The organism is Ruegeria sp. HKCCE3926 (genome assembly GCF_017872515.1).
Taxonomy (GTDB): Bacteria; Pseudomonadota; Alphaproteobacteria; order Rhodobacterales; family Rhodobacteraceae; genus Ruegeria.
The window spans coordinates 154,707-171,787 of the sequence record NZ_JAEDOU010000005.1; the positions used below are offsets into that span (position 1 = coordinate 154,707).

Here is a 17,081-nt window from a genome sequence, read left to right on the forward strand (position 1 = left end):
CTGTAACTGGTTCGCATGGATGGCGAAAGTTGGGCTAAATATTGATTTCGTAGGGAAATTTTGAGCTCCTACCAGGTTTCGCGCGTTAGTCGAATTGATTGGAGCAGAAGAAACGCGGCAATTACAGCAAAACGCCATGATCGTCGCGATTGCCTTCACAACTTGCGCGCGGGCAGGCTCCAGCGAACTTGGGATGGAGCAGTTTCAGATCACAAGAAAAGGCCGCGCCCGATGAGCGCGGCCTTGGAAATTCTCTAGGTCAGCAACTTAGTTGCCGCTGTTGGTGCCTGCAGTGGTGATACCACCTGTCGCGGTGTTGCTGCCGGTGCTCAGCGCTGCGCCGTTCAGAGCGGTGTTCACGTCTGTTGCCAGGCCAGTGGCACCAGCCGAGATCTGCTGATATGCAACGGCGGCCAGGCCGATGACTGCTGCGGTCAGAACAACCCAGTCAACTGTTACTGCGCCGTCTTCGTCTTTGCGGAAGTTCTTGATGAACTTGATCATGTTACGTCCCTCCTAAAGGATCAAAAAGAGTTTAACAAACCTAGGCGTCTTTCAGAGCTTTCTCTCTCAGTCCGCTCATGTCCGTCTCGGTATGGGACTATGTTTGACCGTTGGGCGTGGCAGGAATTGGGCCAAACACCGATTTTTTTTCGTACGGCTTAACTTTTTGGTTATAAATTTGATAACCATATGAAAAAGCAGGATAAAAAAATCTCTTCGATTGAGCCGAAGGCCCTATAGCGATGCAAAATTGCGCCAAATGAGGCGAAACTGCCCCATTTCGCTTTGTTTTTCTGGCCTTGCGGGAAGATTCGGGGTTCAAATCGCCTAAAAAGAAAACATGAGGCAGGCAAATGAATCTCCGGAACGCACTTCAATGCGCCGGTGTGCTGGCGTTTCTGATATCGGGTACTGCATCCGTAAATGCGACCGAGACAGAGCCGCGCGGCGTATACAAGCGCGTCAAAGTCCCAAAACCCGGTGAACGTCCGCGTGTGACCGTGCAGATCACTCCGGAAGAACATGCAGCCAACCCTTCAGCGCCCAGCACGGGCACTGAACTGGTGGTGCCGGAAATCATCGCGCGTACCAAAGTCGCTCCGCTGCCGGCGCCCGGTGCGGAAGTCAAACGAGATCCCAAAGGATCGTACAAGGCTTTCTGGAACTTGATTTCACCGCACATTGATGAAGGTGGGGCCGGGCGGCTTGACGCGGCGATCAGCGCCCTGGCCGCAACCAACGTGAGATCACCGCGACTGCAATCGCTGCAAGATATCGCAAAGGAACGCGGGATCGATATCCTTCGTTCCACTGTGGGAACCAATGTTTCACCTGCGCTGGTGCTTGCGGTCATCTCGGTGGAATCGGCCGGGCGTACAGACGCGGTCAGTTCCGCAGGCGCGCAGGGGCTTATGCAGTTGATGCCCGCGACAGCGGCCAGATTCGGGGTAAAGGACAGCCTTAAGCCCTCTGAGAACATTGCGGGCGGTGTAAAATACCTCAACTGGCTGATGGAAGAGTTCGGGAATGATCCAATACTTGTATTGGCTGGATACAACGCAGGAGAGGGGGCCGTACGCAAACACAGCGGTGTGCCACCCTATGCTGAAACCCGGGACTACGTGCCAAAAGTCCTCGCCGCGTTTCAGATCGCGCGGGCTTTGTGCGCAACGCCGCCAGACCTGATTTCCGATGGCTGTGTTTTTCAGACTTCCAACTAACAAGGCCCGCCGTGATCCGGCGGGCCTTTCCATTTGATCAGGAAACGATTGTCGCTTCCGTTGCGGCGCGCAGCTCATCTTCGCTGACACCTTCCGCCAGCTCGACGATTTTCAGACCGCCTTCAACCACATCCAGCACACCAAGATTGGTGATAATGCGATCCACGACGCCCTTTCCGGTCAGTGGCAGGGTGCATTCCTTCAGGACCTTGCTGTCGCCGTGCTTGTTGGTGTGATCCATCACGACAATCACCCGGCCGACGCCTGCAACCAGGTCCATCGCGCCGCCCATGCCTTTCACCAGCTTGCCGGGGATCATCCAGTTTGCCAGATCGCCTCTCTCATCCACTTCCATGGCGCCCAGAATCGCCGCTGCGATCTTGCCGCCGCGGATCATGGCGAAGGACGTGGCACTGTCGAAATAGGCCGTGCGGGACAGTTCGGTGATCGTCTGCTTGCCTGCATTGATAAGGTCCGGGTCTTCTTCGCCCTCGAAGGGGAAGGGGCCCATGCCCAGCATGCCGTTTTCCGATTGCAGCGTGATGTCCTTGTCACCCACATAGTTTGCCACCAGCGTCGGGATCCCGATACCCAGGTTCACATACATGCCGTCTTCCAGTTCCTCTGCCGCGCGTGCGGCCATCTGATTGCGGTCCCAGGGCATTATGCTTCCTCCTTCTTGCGGGTGGTGCGCTGTTCGATGCGCTTTTCGTGTTCGCCCTGAATGATGCGATGCACATAGATACCGGGCAGGTGGATGCAGTCGGGGTCCAGCGAACCACGCGGAACGATCTCTTCCACTTCGGCCACGCAGATCTTGCCGCAGGTCGCGGCAGGAACGTTGAAATTACGGGCGGTCTTGCGGAAAACCAGATTGCCGGTGTCGTCAGCCTTCCAGGCTTTGACGATGGCCAGATCGGCAAAAATGCCTTCTTCCAGAATGTAGGTCTCGCCGTTGAAGTCCTTGTGCTCTTTCCCTTCAGCGATCACGGTGCCGACGCCGGTCTTGGTGTAGAAGCCCGGGATGCCCGCCCCACCGGCGCGCATCCGTTCGGCCAGTGTTCCCTGGGGGTTGAATTCCAGCTCCAGCTCACCGCTCAGATACTGGCGCATGAACTCGGCGTTTTCACCGACATACGAGCTGATCATCTTCTTGACCTGCTTGGTCTGCAACAGGATGCCGATTCCGAAATCGTCCACACCGGCATTGTTCGACGCAAAGCTCAGGTCTTTGACGCCCGAATCCCGGATGGCCTCAAGCAACAATTCCGGAATGCCGCACAGGCCAAACCCGCCTGCGGCAATCAGCATGCCATCCGACAGCAGCCCATCGAGCGCCTCGGTGGCATTGGCATAGACTTTCTTCATGGAAAACTCCCCCAATGACATGGTGATGGGCTGGTTGTGCCGTCGCGTCACAGGGAAGTCAATGAAACCGGAGGCTGGGTCGTATTTCTACCAATGGAAAAGGCCGTTGCAATTGATCGGGTGGCTCTGCATGTTCGCCGCACTTTTATAGGAGGTTGAAAACATGAAACGAATTTGGGTCTGAGCAACCGCAGCTGCTGCGCTTTTGGCTTTGTCAGCCTGTGAGCCTGATCAGGCGGCGGTACTTCAGCTCGATGATAACAAGATCAAAGTTGTTGGTACTGGATATTCTGAGAAGTCTTCACTTGAATCTGCAATTTCAACCGCCAACGCACGGTGCGCACAGCAGGGCAAAGAGGCCTTCGTTCTGGCCAGCGATACCGGCTATCAGGGGGTGGACAAGAATGCAGCCCTGATCATCGATGTCCTGACCGCCGCTGCCCAGAACTCAGGCCGCGCGCCGGGTTACTATCCGAGCTCAAGCGGATCGGAAGACTGGCAGACGACGCTCGAAGTGCGGTGCGGCCCTCAGCCCAGGTAATTCGCTGACAGCCCTCCCGCAATGCCGAAACGGGGATTGCGGGGGGCTTTTCAACCCCGACCACCTGTCAGCCTAGGTTGTTGCTTTCTTGGTGGTTGCTTTCTTTTTGGACGTGGCCTTTTTAGACGTGGCCTTCTTCTTGGTGCCTTTTTTGGCAGCGCGCTCGTTGACAAGCTCGATGGCCATTTCCTGCGTTACGTCCTCGGGTTTGATGTCCTTGGGGATCGTCGCGTTGACCTTTTCCCATTTCACATAAGGCCCATAGCGCCCGTCCAGAACCTGCATCGCGCCGCCATCGGGATGCTCACCCAACTCCTTCAGTGGTTTTGCCGCGGCCCGCCGTCCACGACCGGGGTTTGCCCGTTTTTCGGCCAGCAACTCAACGGCGCGGTTCATGCCGATCTCGAACACGTCATTGGGGTCTTTCAGATTGGCGTAGACCGGCTTCGCCTCCTCCGGCAGCTGATGCATCAGGTAGGGGCCGAACCGCCCGAAATTCGCGCTGATCATGCCGCCTTCGGGGTGTTCGCCGATCTGACGGGGCAGGGACAGAAGCGTCAGCGCCTTTTCCAGATCCATGTCATCCTTGCTCCACCCGCGCGGAAGGGATGCGCGCGGGGGCTTTTTGTTCTCGGGCGTGGGTTCGCCCCGCTGAACGTAAGGGCCGAACCGGCCGGACTTCAGCCAGATCTCATCCCCGCCATCTTCGCCCAGCAGCCTTTCGTCACCTTCCGCGCCTTCACCGGCAATCGGGCGCGTATAGGTACATTCCGGATAGTTCCCGCATCCGACGAACCCACCCGTACGAGAGGTCTTCAGGTGCAATTGACCGGTGCCGCATTTCGGGCAGATACGCGGATCGGACCCATCCTCGCGCGGCGGGTACAGCTGCGGAGCCAGAGCTTCGTCTAGCTTATCCAACACTTCCGAAATCCGGAGCTCGGAGGTCTCGCCAATCGCGGCTGAAAAATCACGCCAAAACTTGCCCAGCAGATCCTTGTAGTCGCGCTCCCCGGCGCTGACGTCATCCAGTTGCTCTTCCAGATTCGCGGTGAACTCGTAGCCAACATACTGGCGGAAGAAGTTCAGCAGGAAGATGGTGACGATCCGGCCCTTTTCCTCGGGGATTAGCCTGTTCTTGTCCTTGCGGACATATTCCCGGTCCTGGATCGTCGTCACGATCGAGGCATAGGTAGATGGGCGCCCGATCCCCAGCTCTTCCATCCGTTTGACCAAAGTGGCCTCGGTATAGCGCGGGGGCGGTTGGGTATGGTGTTGAAGGGCCAGAACGGATTCGTTCTCGGACAGGATTGCTTCTTTCGCGATCTTGTCACCGCTGTCGCTGGTCGCCTTGGCAAACTGATCCTTCAGAGAGGCTTTGGCAAAACGGGCCGGATCGCCCTGCGTGATCTGTGGCAGGCGCTTTTCATCCTCGTCCGCGACGTCATCCCGGCCTTCTTCGTATACCCGCATGAACCCATCGAACATTACCACCTGGCCCGTGGCGCGAAGGCCGACCTGACCGTCGTCGCTGCCGATCTCGACGGTGGTGCGCTCCAGACGTGCGGCAGCCATCTGACAGGCGATGGTGCGTTTCCAGATCAGGTCATAAAGCTTGCGCTGATCCTCGTCTGTCACTTTCAGCGCCTTGGCGTCGCGCGACATATCCGTCGGTCGGATACACTCGTGGGCTTCCTGCGCGTTCTTGGCCTTGTTCTTGTAGATGCGCGGGCTGTCCGGCACATATTCTGCACCGTAGCGATCCGCGATGGCGTCGCGGGTCGCGGCCACGGCTTCGGGCGCCATATCGATCCCGTCGGTCCGCATATAGGTAATGTACCCGGCCTCATAAAGCCGCTGCGCCACCTGCATTGCATGGCGCGCGCCCATGCCGAATTTGCGGCTGGCCTCCTGTTGCAGGGTCGAGGTCATGAACGGAGCGCTTGGGTTACGTGCGGCGGGTTTGGCCTCGACCGATGTCACGCTCAGCGCGCGGCTGGTGATCGCCTGAACCGCCAGCTCGGCCTGTGTCGCATTGGCCAGATCGTGCTTGTCCAGCTTCTTGCCGGCCAGCGTGACCAGACGCGCCTCATAGGTCTGCCCGCGCGGTGTCTCGAACAGCGCCCGAACCGACCAGTATTCCACCGGCTTGAATGCCTCGATTTCCATCTCGCGCTCGACGATCAGGCGCAGACAGACGGATTGCACGCGACCCGCCGATTTCGCACCCGGCAGTTTGCGCCACAAAACCGGAGACAGGTTGAACCCCACCAGATAATCCAGCGCGCGGCGGGCCAGGTAGGCCTCGACCAACGGCATATCGACCTGACGCGGGTTCTGCATCGCCTCGGTCACGGCGTCCTTGGTAATGGCGTTGAAGGTGACGCGGCTGACGGGCGTATCCTTCTTGATCGAGCGGCGTTTGGTCAACGCCTCCTGTAGGTGCCAACTGATTGCCTCGCCCTCGCGGTCGGGGTCAGTGGCGAGGATCAGCGCATTGTCTTCTTTCAACGCGTCGGCAATGGCCTTGACATGCTTGCGGCTGTCGTTCCCGACCTCCCATTTCATCGAGAAGTCATGTTCAGGATCTACCGATCCATCCTTTGGCGGCAGGTCCCGCACATGGCCGTAAGAGGCCAGAACCGTGTAGTCGGGGCCCAGGTATTTATTGATTGTTTTTGCTTTGGCCGGAGATTCTACAACAACTACGGGCATTTAAGGGGAAACCTCGCTCGACGAATTTGGCGCCTTCTATGGTGATGCAAAATGTGTGGGGCAAGCGGGAATTGTCAATGCGTTCCTTTCGTCGGTGGAAAAGCGCCGTGATTTCAGTGCGCTATCACAAATCTTCAGAAACCGGGCACGCCGGAACGAGGGTACGATCAACTTGCCAGCGACAACAGACCTCCGGGCTGACGCTGGATTCGCCCATCAAGTTCAAGGTCGATCAGCGCCGGTCCAAGCTCACCGGCCGAGGCCGCGATATCCCGCAGCAATTGATCTTCGGCGATGGGCGAGGGGCCAAGCCGCGCGATGATTTGCTCGTGCAGGTCTCTTGCAGGACGCACGATTGGTTCCGAGAGCGGTTCGATTGGCAGGGAAATCAGGTCGTCCTGCCTCGGCAAGGCTTCAATAACGTCTTCAGCAGATCGGACAAGTGTGGCGCCGTCACGAATCAACAGATTGCAACCGGCGGCCCGCGCGTCGAACGGATGGCCGGGAACGGCCAGAACCTCGCGCCCCTGATCCAGTGCGTCCCGTGCCGTGATCAGACTGCCGGACTTGGCGGCTGCCTCGACGACGACAACCGCCTGCGCAAGCCCCGAAATGATCCGATTTCGGCGTGGAAAGTGCCGGGCCTGGGGTGTTACGCCCATCGGCTGTTCCGAAATCCGCAAGCCGCGGGACGCGATGTCATGGGCCAGTTCCGTGTTTTCGGCGGGATAGATCACATCAACGCCACCGGCCATGACTGCCACGGTGCCGGTCTCCAGCGCGGCCATATGTGCGGCTGTATCGATGCCACGCGCCAGGCCAGAGACGATTACGTGCCCCTTGCTGCCCAGTTCGGTGGCCAGGCCACGTGCCATCCGCGCGCCGAGCGAGGAACAGTTTCGCGCGCCGACCATCGCAATCGTTGGTTTTTGCAGCAGCGAAACGTCTCCGATCGCCCAAAGCAGCGGCGGGGCTTCGTTGAGTCCAGCCAGGGCCGCGGGGAAATCAGCGGACCCAAGGCACAAAAGCCGCGCTTTAGCGGCTTTTGCGGCCCTGAGTTCCGCCTCGATCACGCCGGGGGGGCAGGTTTCATACCCTTTTATACCGGCGGCGCGTGCCATTTCAGGCAGCGCGGCCAGCGCGTTCTGCGCTGAGCCATGTTCGCGAAGCAGCCGACGAAATGTCGCCCGACCGACCTTGCGAGAACGCAACAGACGAAGCCACGAGAACCGGTCCTCTTCCGTGGTGGGTGGGAGTGGGGGGTGATTGGAAGAAAGCTGCTCTTCGGTCATCCGTTGCTCCGCCTTGTTGCAGAACTGGTTTACGGGACAGGCAGTTAACAGCTTGTGAATCGTCGAAAATTAGAACTGTTTTTTTGCAATTCTGTCAGAGAAAAGCATAGAACACATTGATAATAAGCAAAATAAATAATGCTCAGTCAGAAAGGGCGCTTTGGTCGCCTAAGGCAATTTTCGCAAAAAAAGAGACGCTGGGTTAACCCTGCGCCTCCGGGAATGCGCCGCTTCCGACTCAGGCGGCCGAACCACCGACAGTCAGCCCGTCCATCAGCACGGTCGGCTGGCCAACACCCACCGGCACCCATTGCCCGTCCTTGCCACAGGTTCCCATACCTGGGTCCAGCGCCATATCGTTGCCCAGCCCGCGGATGCGTTTCAAGGCCGACGGCCCGTCACCGATCAACGTGGCGCCCTTGACCGGCGCGCCGATTTTGCCGTTTACGACACGATATGCCTCGGTGCACGAGAAAACGAACTTGCCGTTGGTGATGTCCACCTGACCCCCGCCGAATCCAACGGCCCAGATGCCGTCCTTGATATCAGCCACCAGGGCCTGCGGGTCGGCTTCGCCACCCAGCATGATCGTGTTGGTCATGCGCGGCATGGGTTTGTGCGCATAGCTCTGCCGCCGCCCGTTACCCGTAGGAGCAACCCCCATCAGTCGCGCATTCTGGCGGTCCTGCATGTATCCGGTCAATATACCGTCTTCGATCAGCACCGTGCGCGCGCTGGGCGTGCCCTCATCATCCACGGTGATCGAGCCGCGACGATCAGCAATCGTGCCGTCATCCACCACGGTCACGCCTTTCGAAGCAATCTGCTGCCCCATCAACCCGGCAAAGGCCGAGCTGCCCTTGCGGTTGAAGTCGCCTTCCAGGCCGTGGCCGATGGCCTCGTGCAGCAGGATGCCCGGCCAGCCGGGGCCAAGCGCGACTTCCATGACACCGGCCGGTGCAGGAACCGCGTCCAGGTTGACTAGTGCGATACGCAGGGCTTCGCGGGCCTTGGCCTGCCAGTCGGCGGGGTCGATCAACCCGCTCAGGCCAACCCGGCCACCACCACCGGCGGATCCGCTTTCGCGGCGTCCGTTCTGTTCGACAATGACCGACACGTTCACGCGGGTCATGGGGCGCACATCGCGGACCATCACACCATCGGGGCGCAGAATCTCGACCTCTTGCACGGCTGCCGCGATCGTGGCGCTGACCTGAACCACACGCGGGTCCAGATCGCGGGCGAAGGCGTCGATCTCACGCAATGTCTCGATCTTGACCGGGAAAGCGGCAGAATCAATCGGGTCTTCGTCCGTATAGAGGCGCGTATTGGTGGAGCGCGGAGCATCCGCCAAGACCCCGCCGCCATCCCCGACAGCCAGTCTTGCTGTTTCCGCCGCCCGTTTCAGGGCAGGAATCGAGACGTCTGTGGAATGCGCATATCCAGCCACTTCACCTTGTACGGCACGCAGCCCGAACCCTTCCGACGCATCGTAAGACGCGGTGCGCAGACGGCCGTCATCGAACACGAGAGACTCGGATTTTCGCCGCTCGACAAACAGCTCTCCGTCCTCGGCCCCGTCCGTGGCCGAGCGCAAAATGGCAAGCGCTTCATCGTGTGGTAGAGCGCTTTCAAGCGGGCGAAACGGGGCGTCGGACATGGGTTGCGACCTTTCGGGTTTGATCCAGATCAAAAATAGCGTCTGTTTGACGCAAGCATTTTGCTTTATCTACCCGACGGAATATGGTTTTTAACGCGGCCAAAGACAACGGGAGAGGTGCGACCGATTCACACCTTTTCGCCAGGGACGCAAAGATCAAACGATCAGGACAGAACATGAAGAATGCTTTGATGCTTTCAGGGTTTATGACAGCCCTCTCCAGCCTTCCAGCCATGGCTCAGGAGCTTGAAATTATTGGCAAGCCGGTTGACGGCGGAATGGGCTTTCAGCCCGCGGCCACCAGCCTTGCCACGGGAATTCAGCGTCTGGACGGCATGATTCTGGTGATCATCACCGTCATCTGCCTGCTGGTTGCCGGCCTGCTGGTTTATTGCATCGTGCGTTACAACGAACGCGTAAACCCGAAACCGGCACGTTTTTCGCACTATACCCCGGTTGAGATTGCCTGGACCCTTGGCCCGATCCTGATTCTGGTCTTCATCGGTGCGTTTTCGTTGCCGGTTCTGTTCAAACAGCAGGAAATTCCGGAAGGCGACATCACCATCAAAGTCGTGGGCAACCAGTGGTACTGGACCTATGAATATGTTGATCACGATTTTGCCTTCGACAGCTACCTGCTGGGCCATCCGGCCACTCTGGACGAGGGTGCGCGCCCGGCTGACGCCGACGTGACCCCGTTTGTTCTGGATGATGCCATGCGCGCCAAGCTGGAAGATGCGGGTTACAGCGAAGACGAATGGCTGCTGGCCACCGACACTGCCGTTGTTGTCCCGGTTGGCAAGGTTGTCGTGATGCAGGTTACCGCATCTGACGTGATCCACTCCTGGACTATCCCGTCCTTCGGCGTGAAGCAGGATGGCGTGCCCGGGCGTCTGGCGGAACTTTGGTTCGAGGCCGAGAAGGAAGGCATCTATTTCGGTCAGTGTTCGGAACTCTGCGGCAAAGACCACGCTTATATGCCGATCACCGTGAAAGTCGTCAGCCAGGAAGCGTATGACCAGTGGCTGCAAGGTGCGATCGAAGAATATGCCGGTCTGCCGCAAAGCTATCAGGTTGCTTCGAACTGAGCACACTGAGGGCGGGTAAAAGCCCGCCTGACACGAAATGCAGGCTGTGCGGGCTGACCGCGCAGCTTTCGCCCCAGAAGGACCCGAGATGACCGACGCAAGCATCAATGCCAGCACAGCGACCGCCCACGCGGACGAGGCCAGCTTTGGCGATTACTTCGCCCTGCTGAAGCCGCGCGTGATGTCTCTGGTCGTGTTCACGGCGCTGGTCGGTCTGCTGGCGGCCCCGGTTCCGGTCCACCCCTTTGTCGGGTTCTGCGCCATTCTGTTCATCGCCATCGGTGGCGGTGCATCGGGTGCGCTGAACATGTGGTGGGATGCGGATATCGACAAGGTGATGAAACGCACCAAAGGTCGCCCGATCCCCTCCGGCAAGGTAGAGGAGGGTGAGGCGATGGCCATCGGCCTGACCCTGTCGGGCCTGTCGGTGATCATGCTGGGCCTTGCGACCAACTGGTTCGCAGGTGCGTTTCTGGGCTTCACAATCTTTTTCTATGTCGTTGTCTACACCATGTGGCTGAAGCGCTCGACCCCGCAGAACATCGTGATCGGTGGTGCGGCGGGCGCTTTCCCTCCGGTGATCGGCTGGGTGGCTGCTACCGGGTCCATGGAGGTTGAACCGTGGCTGATGTTCGCCCTGACCTTCATGTGGACACCGCCGCATTTCTGGGCACTCGCGCTGTTCATGCGCTCGGACTATGATGACGCGGGCGTGCCTATGCTGACCGTCACGCATGGTCGCCGTGCGACGCGTGTACACATTCTCGTCTATACGGCCCTGCTGGCGATACTGGCGGTGGGAACCGCGTTCTCTGGCATCGGTGGTCCCATCTATCTGACCGTGGCTTTGGTGTTGAACGCGTTGTTCCTGCGCGGCGCCTGGCAAATTTCACGTCGGACCGAGGATGACTCGGAGGCCGATAATTTCAAGGTCGAACGCAGCTTTTTCAAGCTTTCGCTGCTCTACCTCTTCCTGCATTTCGGCGCTATTCTGGCCGAAGCCTTGCTGAAACCCTATGGTTTGGGAGGATGGTCATGAGCCTGCGCAAAAGCCATGAACTGCATCAGCGTCGGTTCAGCCGCAATTTGGGCGTCGGCCTGACGCTGGCTGCCTTTATTGTGATCATTTTCGGCCTGACGATCGTCAAGGTCTCGGGTACTGACTTCAACATGGCCACGCAGGAGGTCCAGAACTGATGGCTTTGTCTGGTCCACAGAAAACGGTCGCTCAAACCGTGGGTGTGGTTGTCCTGATGGGTAGCCTGGCCTGGGCGGCGGTACCATTCTACGACTGGTTCTGCCGCGTGACCGGATTTGGCGGTACAACCGGTGTGGCCGAAGCCGCCCCCGAAGACATTCTGGACCGCACGGTCACCGTACGGTTTGATGCGTCCAAGGCCAAAAACATGGCCTGGGAATTCAAACCGGTCGTTCGCGAGATGGAAGTGCGCATCGGCGAGACCGGACTGGCTTTCTATGAGGCCTACAACCCAACGGATCGTCCAATCGCGGGTCAGGCCTCATACAATGTGGCACCCTATTCGGCAGGCGGGTATTTTCAAAAAATTGCCTGTTTCTGCTTTGAAGAGCAGGTGCTGCAACCTGGCGAGCGGGTAGAGATGCCGGTGACCTTCTTCGTCGATCCTGAAATGGTCGAAGATCTTGAAGCAAAGTATGTTCATACGATCACGCTGTCGTATACATTCTACGAAATTGACCTGCCAGAGGGCTATGCCGCCCTTGAAGCGCAGGCAGAAACAAACACGAACTAACGCCTGTAGGTGAGGGACGCTGATGGCACACGCTAAAAACCATGATTATCACATTCTGGCCCCGTCGATCTGGCCTCTGATCGGAGCTGTCGGCGGCTTTGTGATGTTGTTCGGAGCCGTCCTTTGGATGCACGGATTGACCCCGTGGATGTTCTGGGCCGGTCTGGTCGCAGTTCTTTACACCATGTTCGCATGGTGGTCCGAAGTTGTTGTCGAAAGCCGCCAGGGGGATCACACCCCTGTCGTTCGCATCGGTCTGCGTTACGGTTTCATCCTGTTCGTCATGTCCGAGGTGATGTTCTTCTTTGCCTGGTTCTGGTCGTTCTTCAAACATCGCATGTACCCGATGTACGACTATGCCGGCACCGAATACATCCAGCCGGACATCCACGCGGTTGACCCGTTCCACCTGCCGCTGATCAACACTCTGGTTCTGCTGCTGTCGGGCTGTGCTATCACCTGGGCCCACCACGCGCTGGTGCATGACAACGACCGCAAAGCGCTGATCAACGGTCTGGCCATCGGTATCGTTCTGGGCATTGCCTTTACCGGTTTGCAGGCGTTCGAATACTATGAGCTGCTGGCCCATGAAGGTTGGAAATTTGGCGATGATCAGTTCTATTCGAACTTCTTCATGGCGACCGGTTTTCATGGTTTCCACGTCATCATCGGCACCATCTTTCTGTCGGTCTGCCTGATCCGGGCCCTCAAAGGCGACTTCACACCGGAAAAGCATGTCGGGTTCGAAGCGGCGGCCTGGTACTGGCATTTCGTTGACGTTGTCTGGCTGTTCCTGTTTTTTGCAGTCTACATCTGGGGACAGGCCCCGCTGATGTAAGCCCGATCAGCTCATCAAATTGCTAAAGCCGCCCTTGAGGGGCGGCTTTTTCTCTGTTCCGGGCGCAAGATTGCGCCCCATACAATTGCGTGGTTGCAATTTGGCCCACACGCCCCTTAACAAGACGCCGGTTCCTGAAACGAGGTTCGACCCTGCCATGCGCCGCATTCTGTTCCTGCTGATCTTCGGCCTCGCCGGTTTGGGCGTTCTGCTGTCGCTGGGGATCTGGCAGATGCAGCGTCTGGCCTGGAAACAGGAGCTGTTGGCAGAGATTGAAAGTCGCATTTCAGCCGACCCTATCGCCTTGCCCCGGCAGGTTTCAGAGGACACTGACAAATACCTTCCGATAACGGTTTCGGGTGAGATGGAACCAGGCGAAATCCATGTTCTTGTTTCGGTCAAACAGGTCGGGGCAGGGTATCGCATCATCCAATCGTTCAGCACCGAGGACCGCACAATTCTGGTCGATCGGGGGTTTGCGCCGACAACTGCAAAACAGGCGTCGCGTCTGACCGGTCCGATGGAGATCACCGGCAACCTGCACTGGCCGGATGAGGTCGACAGCTATACGCCCGAGCCCGATATTGACGACAACATCTGGTTTGCCCGGGACGTGCCCAATCTGGCCGCCGCGCTGGGGGCCGAACCGGTGTTGCTGATTGCGCGGTCTCAGACCGACCCGAACGTGACGCCTTTGCCGGTGGATACGGCGGGGATTCCAAACGATCACCTGCAATATGCAATCACCTGGTTTGGCTTGGCTCTGGTTTGGGCTGTGATGACCGGTTATTTCCTGTGGCGCAATCGCGCCCCCTCTGAGAGTGAAGAGCAATGAAATACATCTCGACCCGTGGCCAAGCGCCAGAACTGACCTTTGAAGAGGCGATGCTGACCGGATTGGCCCGCGATGGGGGGCTTTATCTGCCCGCCGAGATCCCTGTGATGAGCCATGACGAGATCGCGGCGCTTGCTGGTCTGGCCTATGAGGACATCGCGTTCCGTGTGATGTGGCCCTATGTCAGCGGCTCCTTTGCCGAGGATGAGTTCAAGCAGATCATCGCGCGTGCCTACGAGGGTTTTGGTCATGACGCCCGCGCGCCGCTGAAGCAGCTGAACGAGAATCACTTCTTGCTGGAGCTCTTCCACGGCCCCACGCTGGCCTTCAAAGACTTTGCCATGCAGTTGATCGGCCAGCTGTTCCAGGTGGCCCTGAAACGGCGCAATGACCGCGTGACCATCGTGGGCGCGACCAGCGGCGACACCGGTTCTGCCGCGATTGAGGCGTTCCGGGGGCTGGATGCCGTGGATGTGTTCATCCTGTTCCCGCATGGCCGCGTGTCCGAGGTGCAGCGTCGCCAGATGACGACGCCTGCGGACAGCAACGTTCATGCTCTGGCCGTGGACGGCGATTTCGATGATTGTCAGGCCGCGCTGAAAGATATGTTCAACGATTTCGACTTCCGCGACGGGGTCAAGCTGGCGGGTGTGAACTCGATCAACTTCGCCCGGGTGCTGGCGCAGATCGTTTATTACTTCTCGGCCGCCGTCAGCCTCGGCGCGCCGCACCGCAAGGTCAGTTTCACCGTGCCGACCGGCAATTTCGGCGACATCTTCGCAGGCTATCTGGCCAAGCGCATGGGCTTGCCCATCGACCGTCTGGTCGTTGCAACCAACCAGAATGACATCCTGCACCGCTGTCTGTCGGGTGAGGGGTATTTCAAGGGCGACACCATCCCCTCGATCAGCCCGTCGATGGACATTCAGGTCAGCTCGAACTTTGAGCGGGCGTTGTATTACGCCTATGGCGAGGACGGCGGTGCCGTGGCGCAGCTGATGGACGAGCTCAAAAATGGCGGCTTCAACGTCAGCCAGGGCGCGATGGAAGCGCTGCGCGAGAGTTTCGACTCGGGCCGAGTGTCCGAAGACGAAACGCTGGCGACGATCAGGCATACGCTTGCCCACAGCGCGGAACTGGTCTGCCCGCACACTGCGGTCGGGATCAAGGTCGGCGAAGACCACCGTGCCACCGATACCCCGATGATCACTTTGGCCACTGCGCATCCCGCCAAGTTCCCCGCCGCAGTCGAGAAGGCGAGCGACGTGCATCCACCTCTTCCATCCCGCATGTCTGATCTGTATGAACGTCCGGAACGGGTGACCCGCATCGCCAATGATCTGGGTGCCCTTGAGGATCATATAAAAAGGCACATCGCTGAGTGACTGTCAGACAAGACCAACTGAAGAACGGGTTTCGTATCGTCAGTGAACATATGCCGGGGCTGCAATCTGCGGCCATCGGCATCTGGGTAACCGCCGGTGGGCGGCATGAGCGGATCGAACAGAACGGAATCGCGCATTTCCTTGAACATATGGCGTTCAAGGGAACCGAGCGCCGTTCGGCGCTGCAAATCGCCGAGGCGATCGAGGATGTGGGCGGATACATCAACGCCTATACCTCGCGCGAGGTAACGGCCTATTACGCGCGCGTTCTGAAGGACGACGTGGCGCTGGCGATGGACGTGATCGGCGACATCGTTCTGAACCCGGTTTTCGACCCGCGCGAAATCGAGGTCGAACGCGGCGTGATCCTTCAGGAGATCGGCCAGGCCTATGACACGCCCGACGATGTGATCTTTGACTGGTTGCAGGAGCAGAGCTATCACGACCAGCCTTTGGGCCGAACCATTCTGGGACCATCCGAACGGGTCAGTGCGTTTTCACGAGAAGACCTCTCTGGCTTCGTAGCAGAGCATTATGGCCCCGATCAGATGATCCTGTCCGCTGCCGGTGCCGTGGATCACGATCAGCTGATAAAAATGGCCGAAGAGATGTTCGGTCATCTGCAACCACGCACCGGGCTGATCGCTGACCCTGCGCGCTTTACCGGTGGTGAAGCACGGCAGGAGAAAAAGCTGGAGCAGGCCCATTTTGCACTTGCGCTGGAAAGCCCGGGCTATCGCGACGATGCGATCTATACGGCGCAGATATATTCGACGGCTCTGGGTGGCGGCATGTCCTCACGGCTGTTCCAGGAGGTGCGTGAAACACGCGGGCTCTGCTATACGATCTTTGCCCAGACTGGTGCCTATGCGGATACCGGTACGACGACGATCTACGCCGGTACCTCGGCAGATCAGGTGGCAGAGCTTGCCACCATCACCATCGACGAGATGAAGCGCGCAGCAGAGGACATGACCACGGAAGAGGTTGCCCGTGCCCGTGCGCAGATGAAAGCCGGGATGTTGATGGGGCTGGAAAGCCCGTCAAACCGGGCCGAACGGCTGGCGCGGCTGGTTCAGATCTGGGGGCGGGTCCCGTCTCTGGAAGATACGGTGGCCAAGATCGATGCGGTCAGCACCGAAAATGTGCGCGTATTTGCCGAGCAGATGGCCGTCAACGCACCTGCCGCTTTGGCGCTGTACGGGCCGGTTTCGGGGGCGCCGACATTGGCCGAACTACAGGAGAGGCGCGCGGCGTGATGCTGTTGGGCAGACGCAAGCTGAAACTCGAGACTGCGCGGCTCAGCCTGCGCCCGCCTGTACATTCCGACTTCAACGATTGGGCCGCGTTGCGGCGAGCCTCGAAAGGTTACCTGACGCCTTGGGAACCGATCTGGGCCAAGGACCACCTGAGCCGCAAATCCTTTACCAACCGTGTGTATTGGGCACAACGTTCGGTAGCGGCCGGGACGGCAATTCCGCTTTTTCTGTTTCGCCGTGAAGATGACGTGTTGGTTGGGGCCATCACGTTGGACAACATTCGGCGCGGTCCCGCACAGGCGGGCACATTGGGGTACTGGACCGGTCAGGCCTTTGCCCGACAAGGGTATATGCGTGAAGCCATCGGCGCGATGGTTCACCATGCCTTTACCCGTTTGGACCTGAGCCGGATTGAAGCCGCCTGCCTGCCGGAAAACCGGGCGTCGCGCGGGTTGCTGGAAAGCTCGGCCTTCAAATACGAGGGCGTGGCGCAGTCGTATTTGCAAATCAACGGGCGGTGGCGGACGCATGTTCTGTATGCCAGCCTGCGGTCTGACCGGCGTGGAAAAACCGACGCGGGATAGGGGGCGCTGCCCCTGTCGCG

At 58.9% G+C, this 17,081-nt stretch carries 17 protein-coding genes; 11 read left to right on the forward strand and 6 right to left on the reverse strand.

The genetic code is table 11. From position 1 onward, the window contains the following. Positions 1–267 precede the first annotated feature (267 nt). Entirely contained in the window at positions 268–504 is a 237-nt protein-coding gene (locus I9184_RS14300; RefSeq protein ID WP_209834959.1) for a hypothetical protein, read from the reverse strand. A gap of 353 nt (positions 505–857) precedes the next feature. Here I9184_RS14300 and I9184_RS14305 point away from each other — a divergent pair, with 353 nt between their 5' ends. Next, on the forward strand, positions 858–1,724 hold the full coding sequence (locus I9184_RS14305) for a lytic transglycosylase domain-containing protein (RefSeq protein WP_171636865.1): 867 nt from the start codon (positions 858–860) through the stop codon (positions 1,722–1,724). A 37-nt stretch (positions 1,725–1,761) separates the two neighbouring features. Here the strand turns inward: I9184_RS14305 and I9184_RS14310 are convergent, their stop codons facing one another. Next, positions 1,762–2,388 (reverse strand): CoA transferase subunit B, encoded by a 627-nt coding sequence (locus I9184_RS14310; RefSeq protein WP_209834960.1) that lies wholly within the window; start codon positions 2,386–2,388, stop codon positions 1,762–1,764. Continuing rightward, a complete protein-coding gene (locus I9184_RS14315; RefSeq protein ID WP_171724430.1) occupies positions 2,388–3,092 on the reverse strand; it encodes a CoA transferase subunit A in 705 nt (234 codons plus the stop codon). The genes I9184_RS14310 and I9184_RS14315 overlap by 1 nt, the downstream gene beginning before the upstream one ends. 205 nt (positions 3,093–3,297) lie before the next feature. On the opposite strand from I9184_RS14315, the gene I9184_RS14320 reads away from it, so the two are divergent. Then, a complete protein-coding gene (locus I9184_RS14320; protein ID WP_209834961.1) occupies positions 3,298–3,633 on the forward strand; it encodes a hypothetical protein in 336 nt (111 codons plus the stop codon). Positions 3,634–3,705: 72 nt separating this feature from the next. On the opposite strand, the gene topA is transcribed toward I9184_RS14320, so the two are convergent. The 3 genes from topA to tldD form a co-directional block, all read right to left on the reverse strand. Then, entirely contained in the window at positions 3,706–6,348 is a 2,643-nt protein-coding gene (gene topA / locus I9184_RS14325) for a type I DNA topoisomerase (protein ID WP_209834962.1), read from the reverse strand. A gap of 167 nt (positions 6,349–6,515) precedes the next feature. Then, on the reverse strand, positions 6,516–7,640 hold the full coding sequence (dprA, locus tag I9184_RS14330; RefSeq protein ID WP_209834963.1) for a DNA-processing protein DprA: 1,125 nt from the start codon (positions 7,638–7,640) through the stop codon (positions 6,516–6,518). Between the two features lie 238 nt (positions 7,641–7,878). Beyond that, complete coding sequence (gene tldD, locus I9184_RS14335) at positions 7,879–9,300, reverse strand: metalloprotease TldD (RefSeq protein ID WP_209834964.1); 1,422 nt, start codon at positions 9,298–9,300, stop codon at positions 7,879–7,881. A gap of 176 nt (positions 9,301–9,476) precedes the next feature. Between tldD and coxB the strand changes: the two genes are divergently transcribed. The 9 genes from coxB to I9184_RS14380 all read left to right on the forward strand — a co-directional run bounded on the left by coxB (position 9,477) and on the right by I9184_RS14380 (position 17,061). After that, entirely contained in the window at positions 9,477–10,388 is a 912-nt protein-coding gene (gene coxB, locus I9184_RS14340) for a cytochrome c oxidase subunit II (protein ID WP_209834965.1), read from the forward strand. An 88-nt stretch (positions 10,389–10,476) separates the two neighbouring features. After that, positions 10,477–11,427: a heme o synthase gene (gene cyoE / locus I9184_RS14345; protein WP_171636880.1), complete on the forward strand. Its 951-nt coding sequence runs from the start codon at positions 10,477–10,479 to the stop codon at positions 11,425–11,427. Further along, positions 11,424–11,585: a hypothetical protein gene (locus I9184_RS14350; protein ID WP_162896804.1), complete on the forward strand. Its 162-nt coding sequence runs from the start codon at positions 11,424–11,426 to the stop codon at positions 11,583–11,585. The genes cyoE and I9184_RS14350 overlap by 4 nt, the downstream gene beginning before the upstream one ends. Continuing rightward, on the forward strand, positions 11,585–12,160 hold the full coding sequence (locus tag I9184_RS14355) for a cytochrome c oxidase assembly protein (protein ID WP_152457260.1): 576 nt from the start codon (positions 11,585–11,587) through the stop codon (positions 12,158–12,160). Before I9184_RS14350 ends, I9184_RS14355 begins: the two co-directional genes overlap by 1 nt. Positions 12,161–12,182: 22 nt before the next feature. Next, on the forward strand, positions 12,183–12,998 hold the full coding sequence (locus I9184_RS14360) for a cytochrome c oxidase subunit 3 (RefSeq protein WP_152457261.1): 816 nt from the start codon (positions 12,183–12,185) through the stop codon (positions 12,996–12,998). Between the two features lie 157 nt (positions 12,999–13,155). After that, positions 13,156–13,833 (forward strand): SURF1 family protein, encoded by a 678-nt coding sequence (locus tag I9184_RS14365; RefSeq protein WP_209834966.1) that lies wholly within the window; start codon positions 13,156–13,158, stop codon positions 13,831–13,833. Beyond that, the gene (gene thrC, locus I9184_RS14370) at positions 13,830–15,218 is read left to right on the forward strand and encodes a threonine synthase (protein WP_209834967.1); all 1,389 of its coding nucleotides are present in this window, start codon (positions 13,830–13,832) and stop codon (positions 15,216–15,218) included. Before I9184_RS14365 ends, thrC begins: the two co-directional genes overlap by 4 nt. Beyond that, on the forward strand, positions 15,215–16,477 hold the full coding sequence (locus tag I9184_RS14375; protein ID WP_209834968.1) for a pitrilysin family protein: 1,263 nt from the start codon (positions 15,215–15,217) through the stop codon (positions 16,475–16,477). The genes thrC and I9184_RS14375 overlap by 4 nt, the downstream gene beginning before the upstream one ends. Beyond that, positions 16,477–17,061, forward strand: coding sequence for a GNAT family protein (locus tag I9184_RS14380; RefSeq protein ID WP_171636888.1), 585 nt, complete (start codon positions 16,477–16,479; stop codon positions 17,059–17,061). Before I9184_RS14375 ends, I9184_RS14380 begins: the two co-directional genes overlap by 1 nt. Positions 17,062–17,081: the final 20 nt, after the last annotated feature.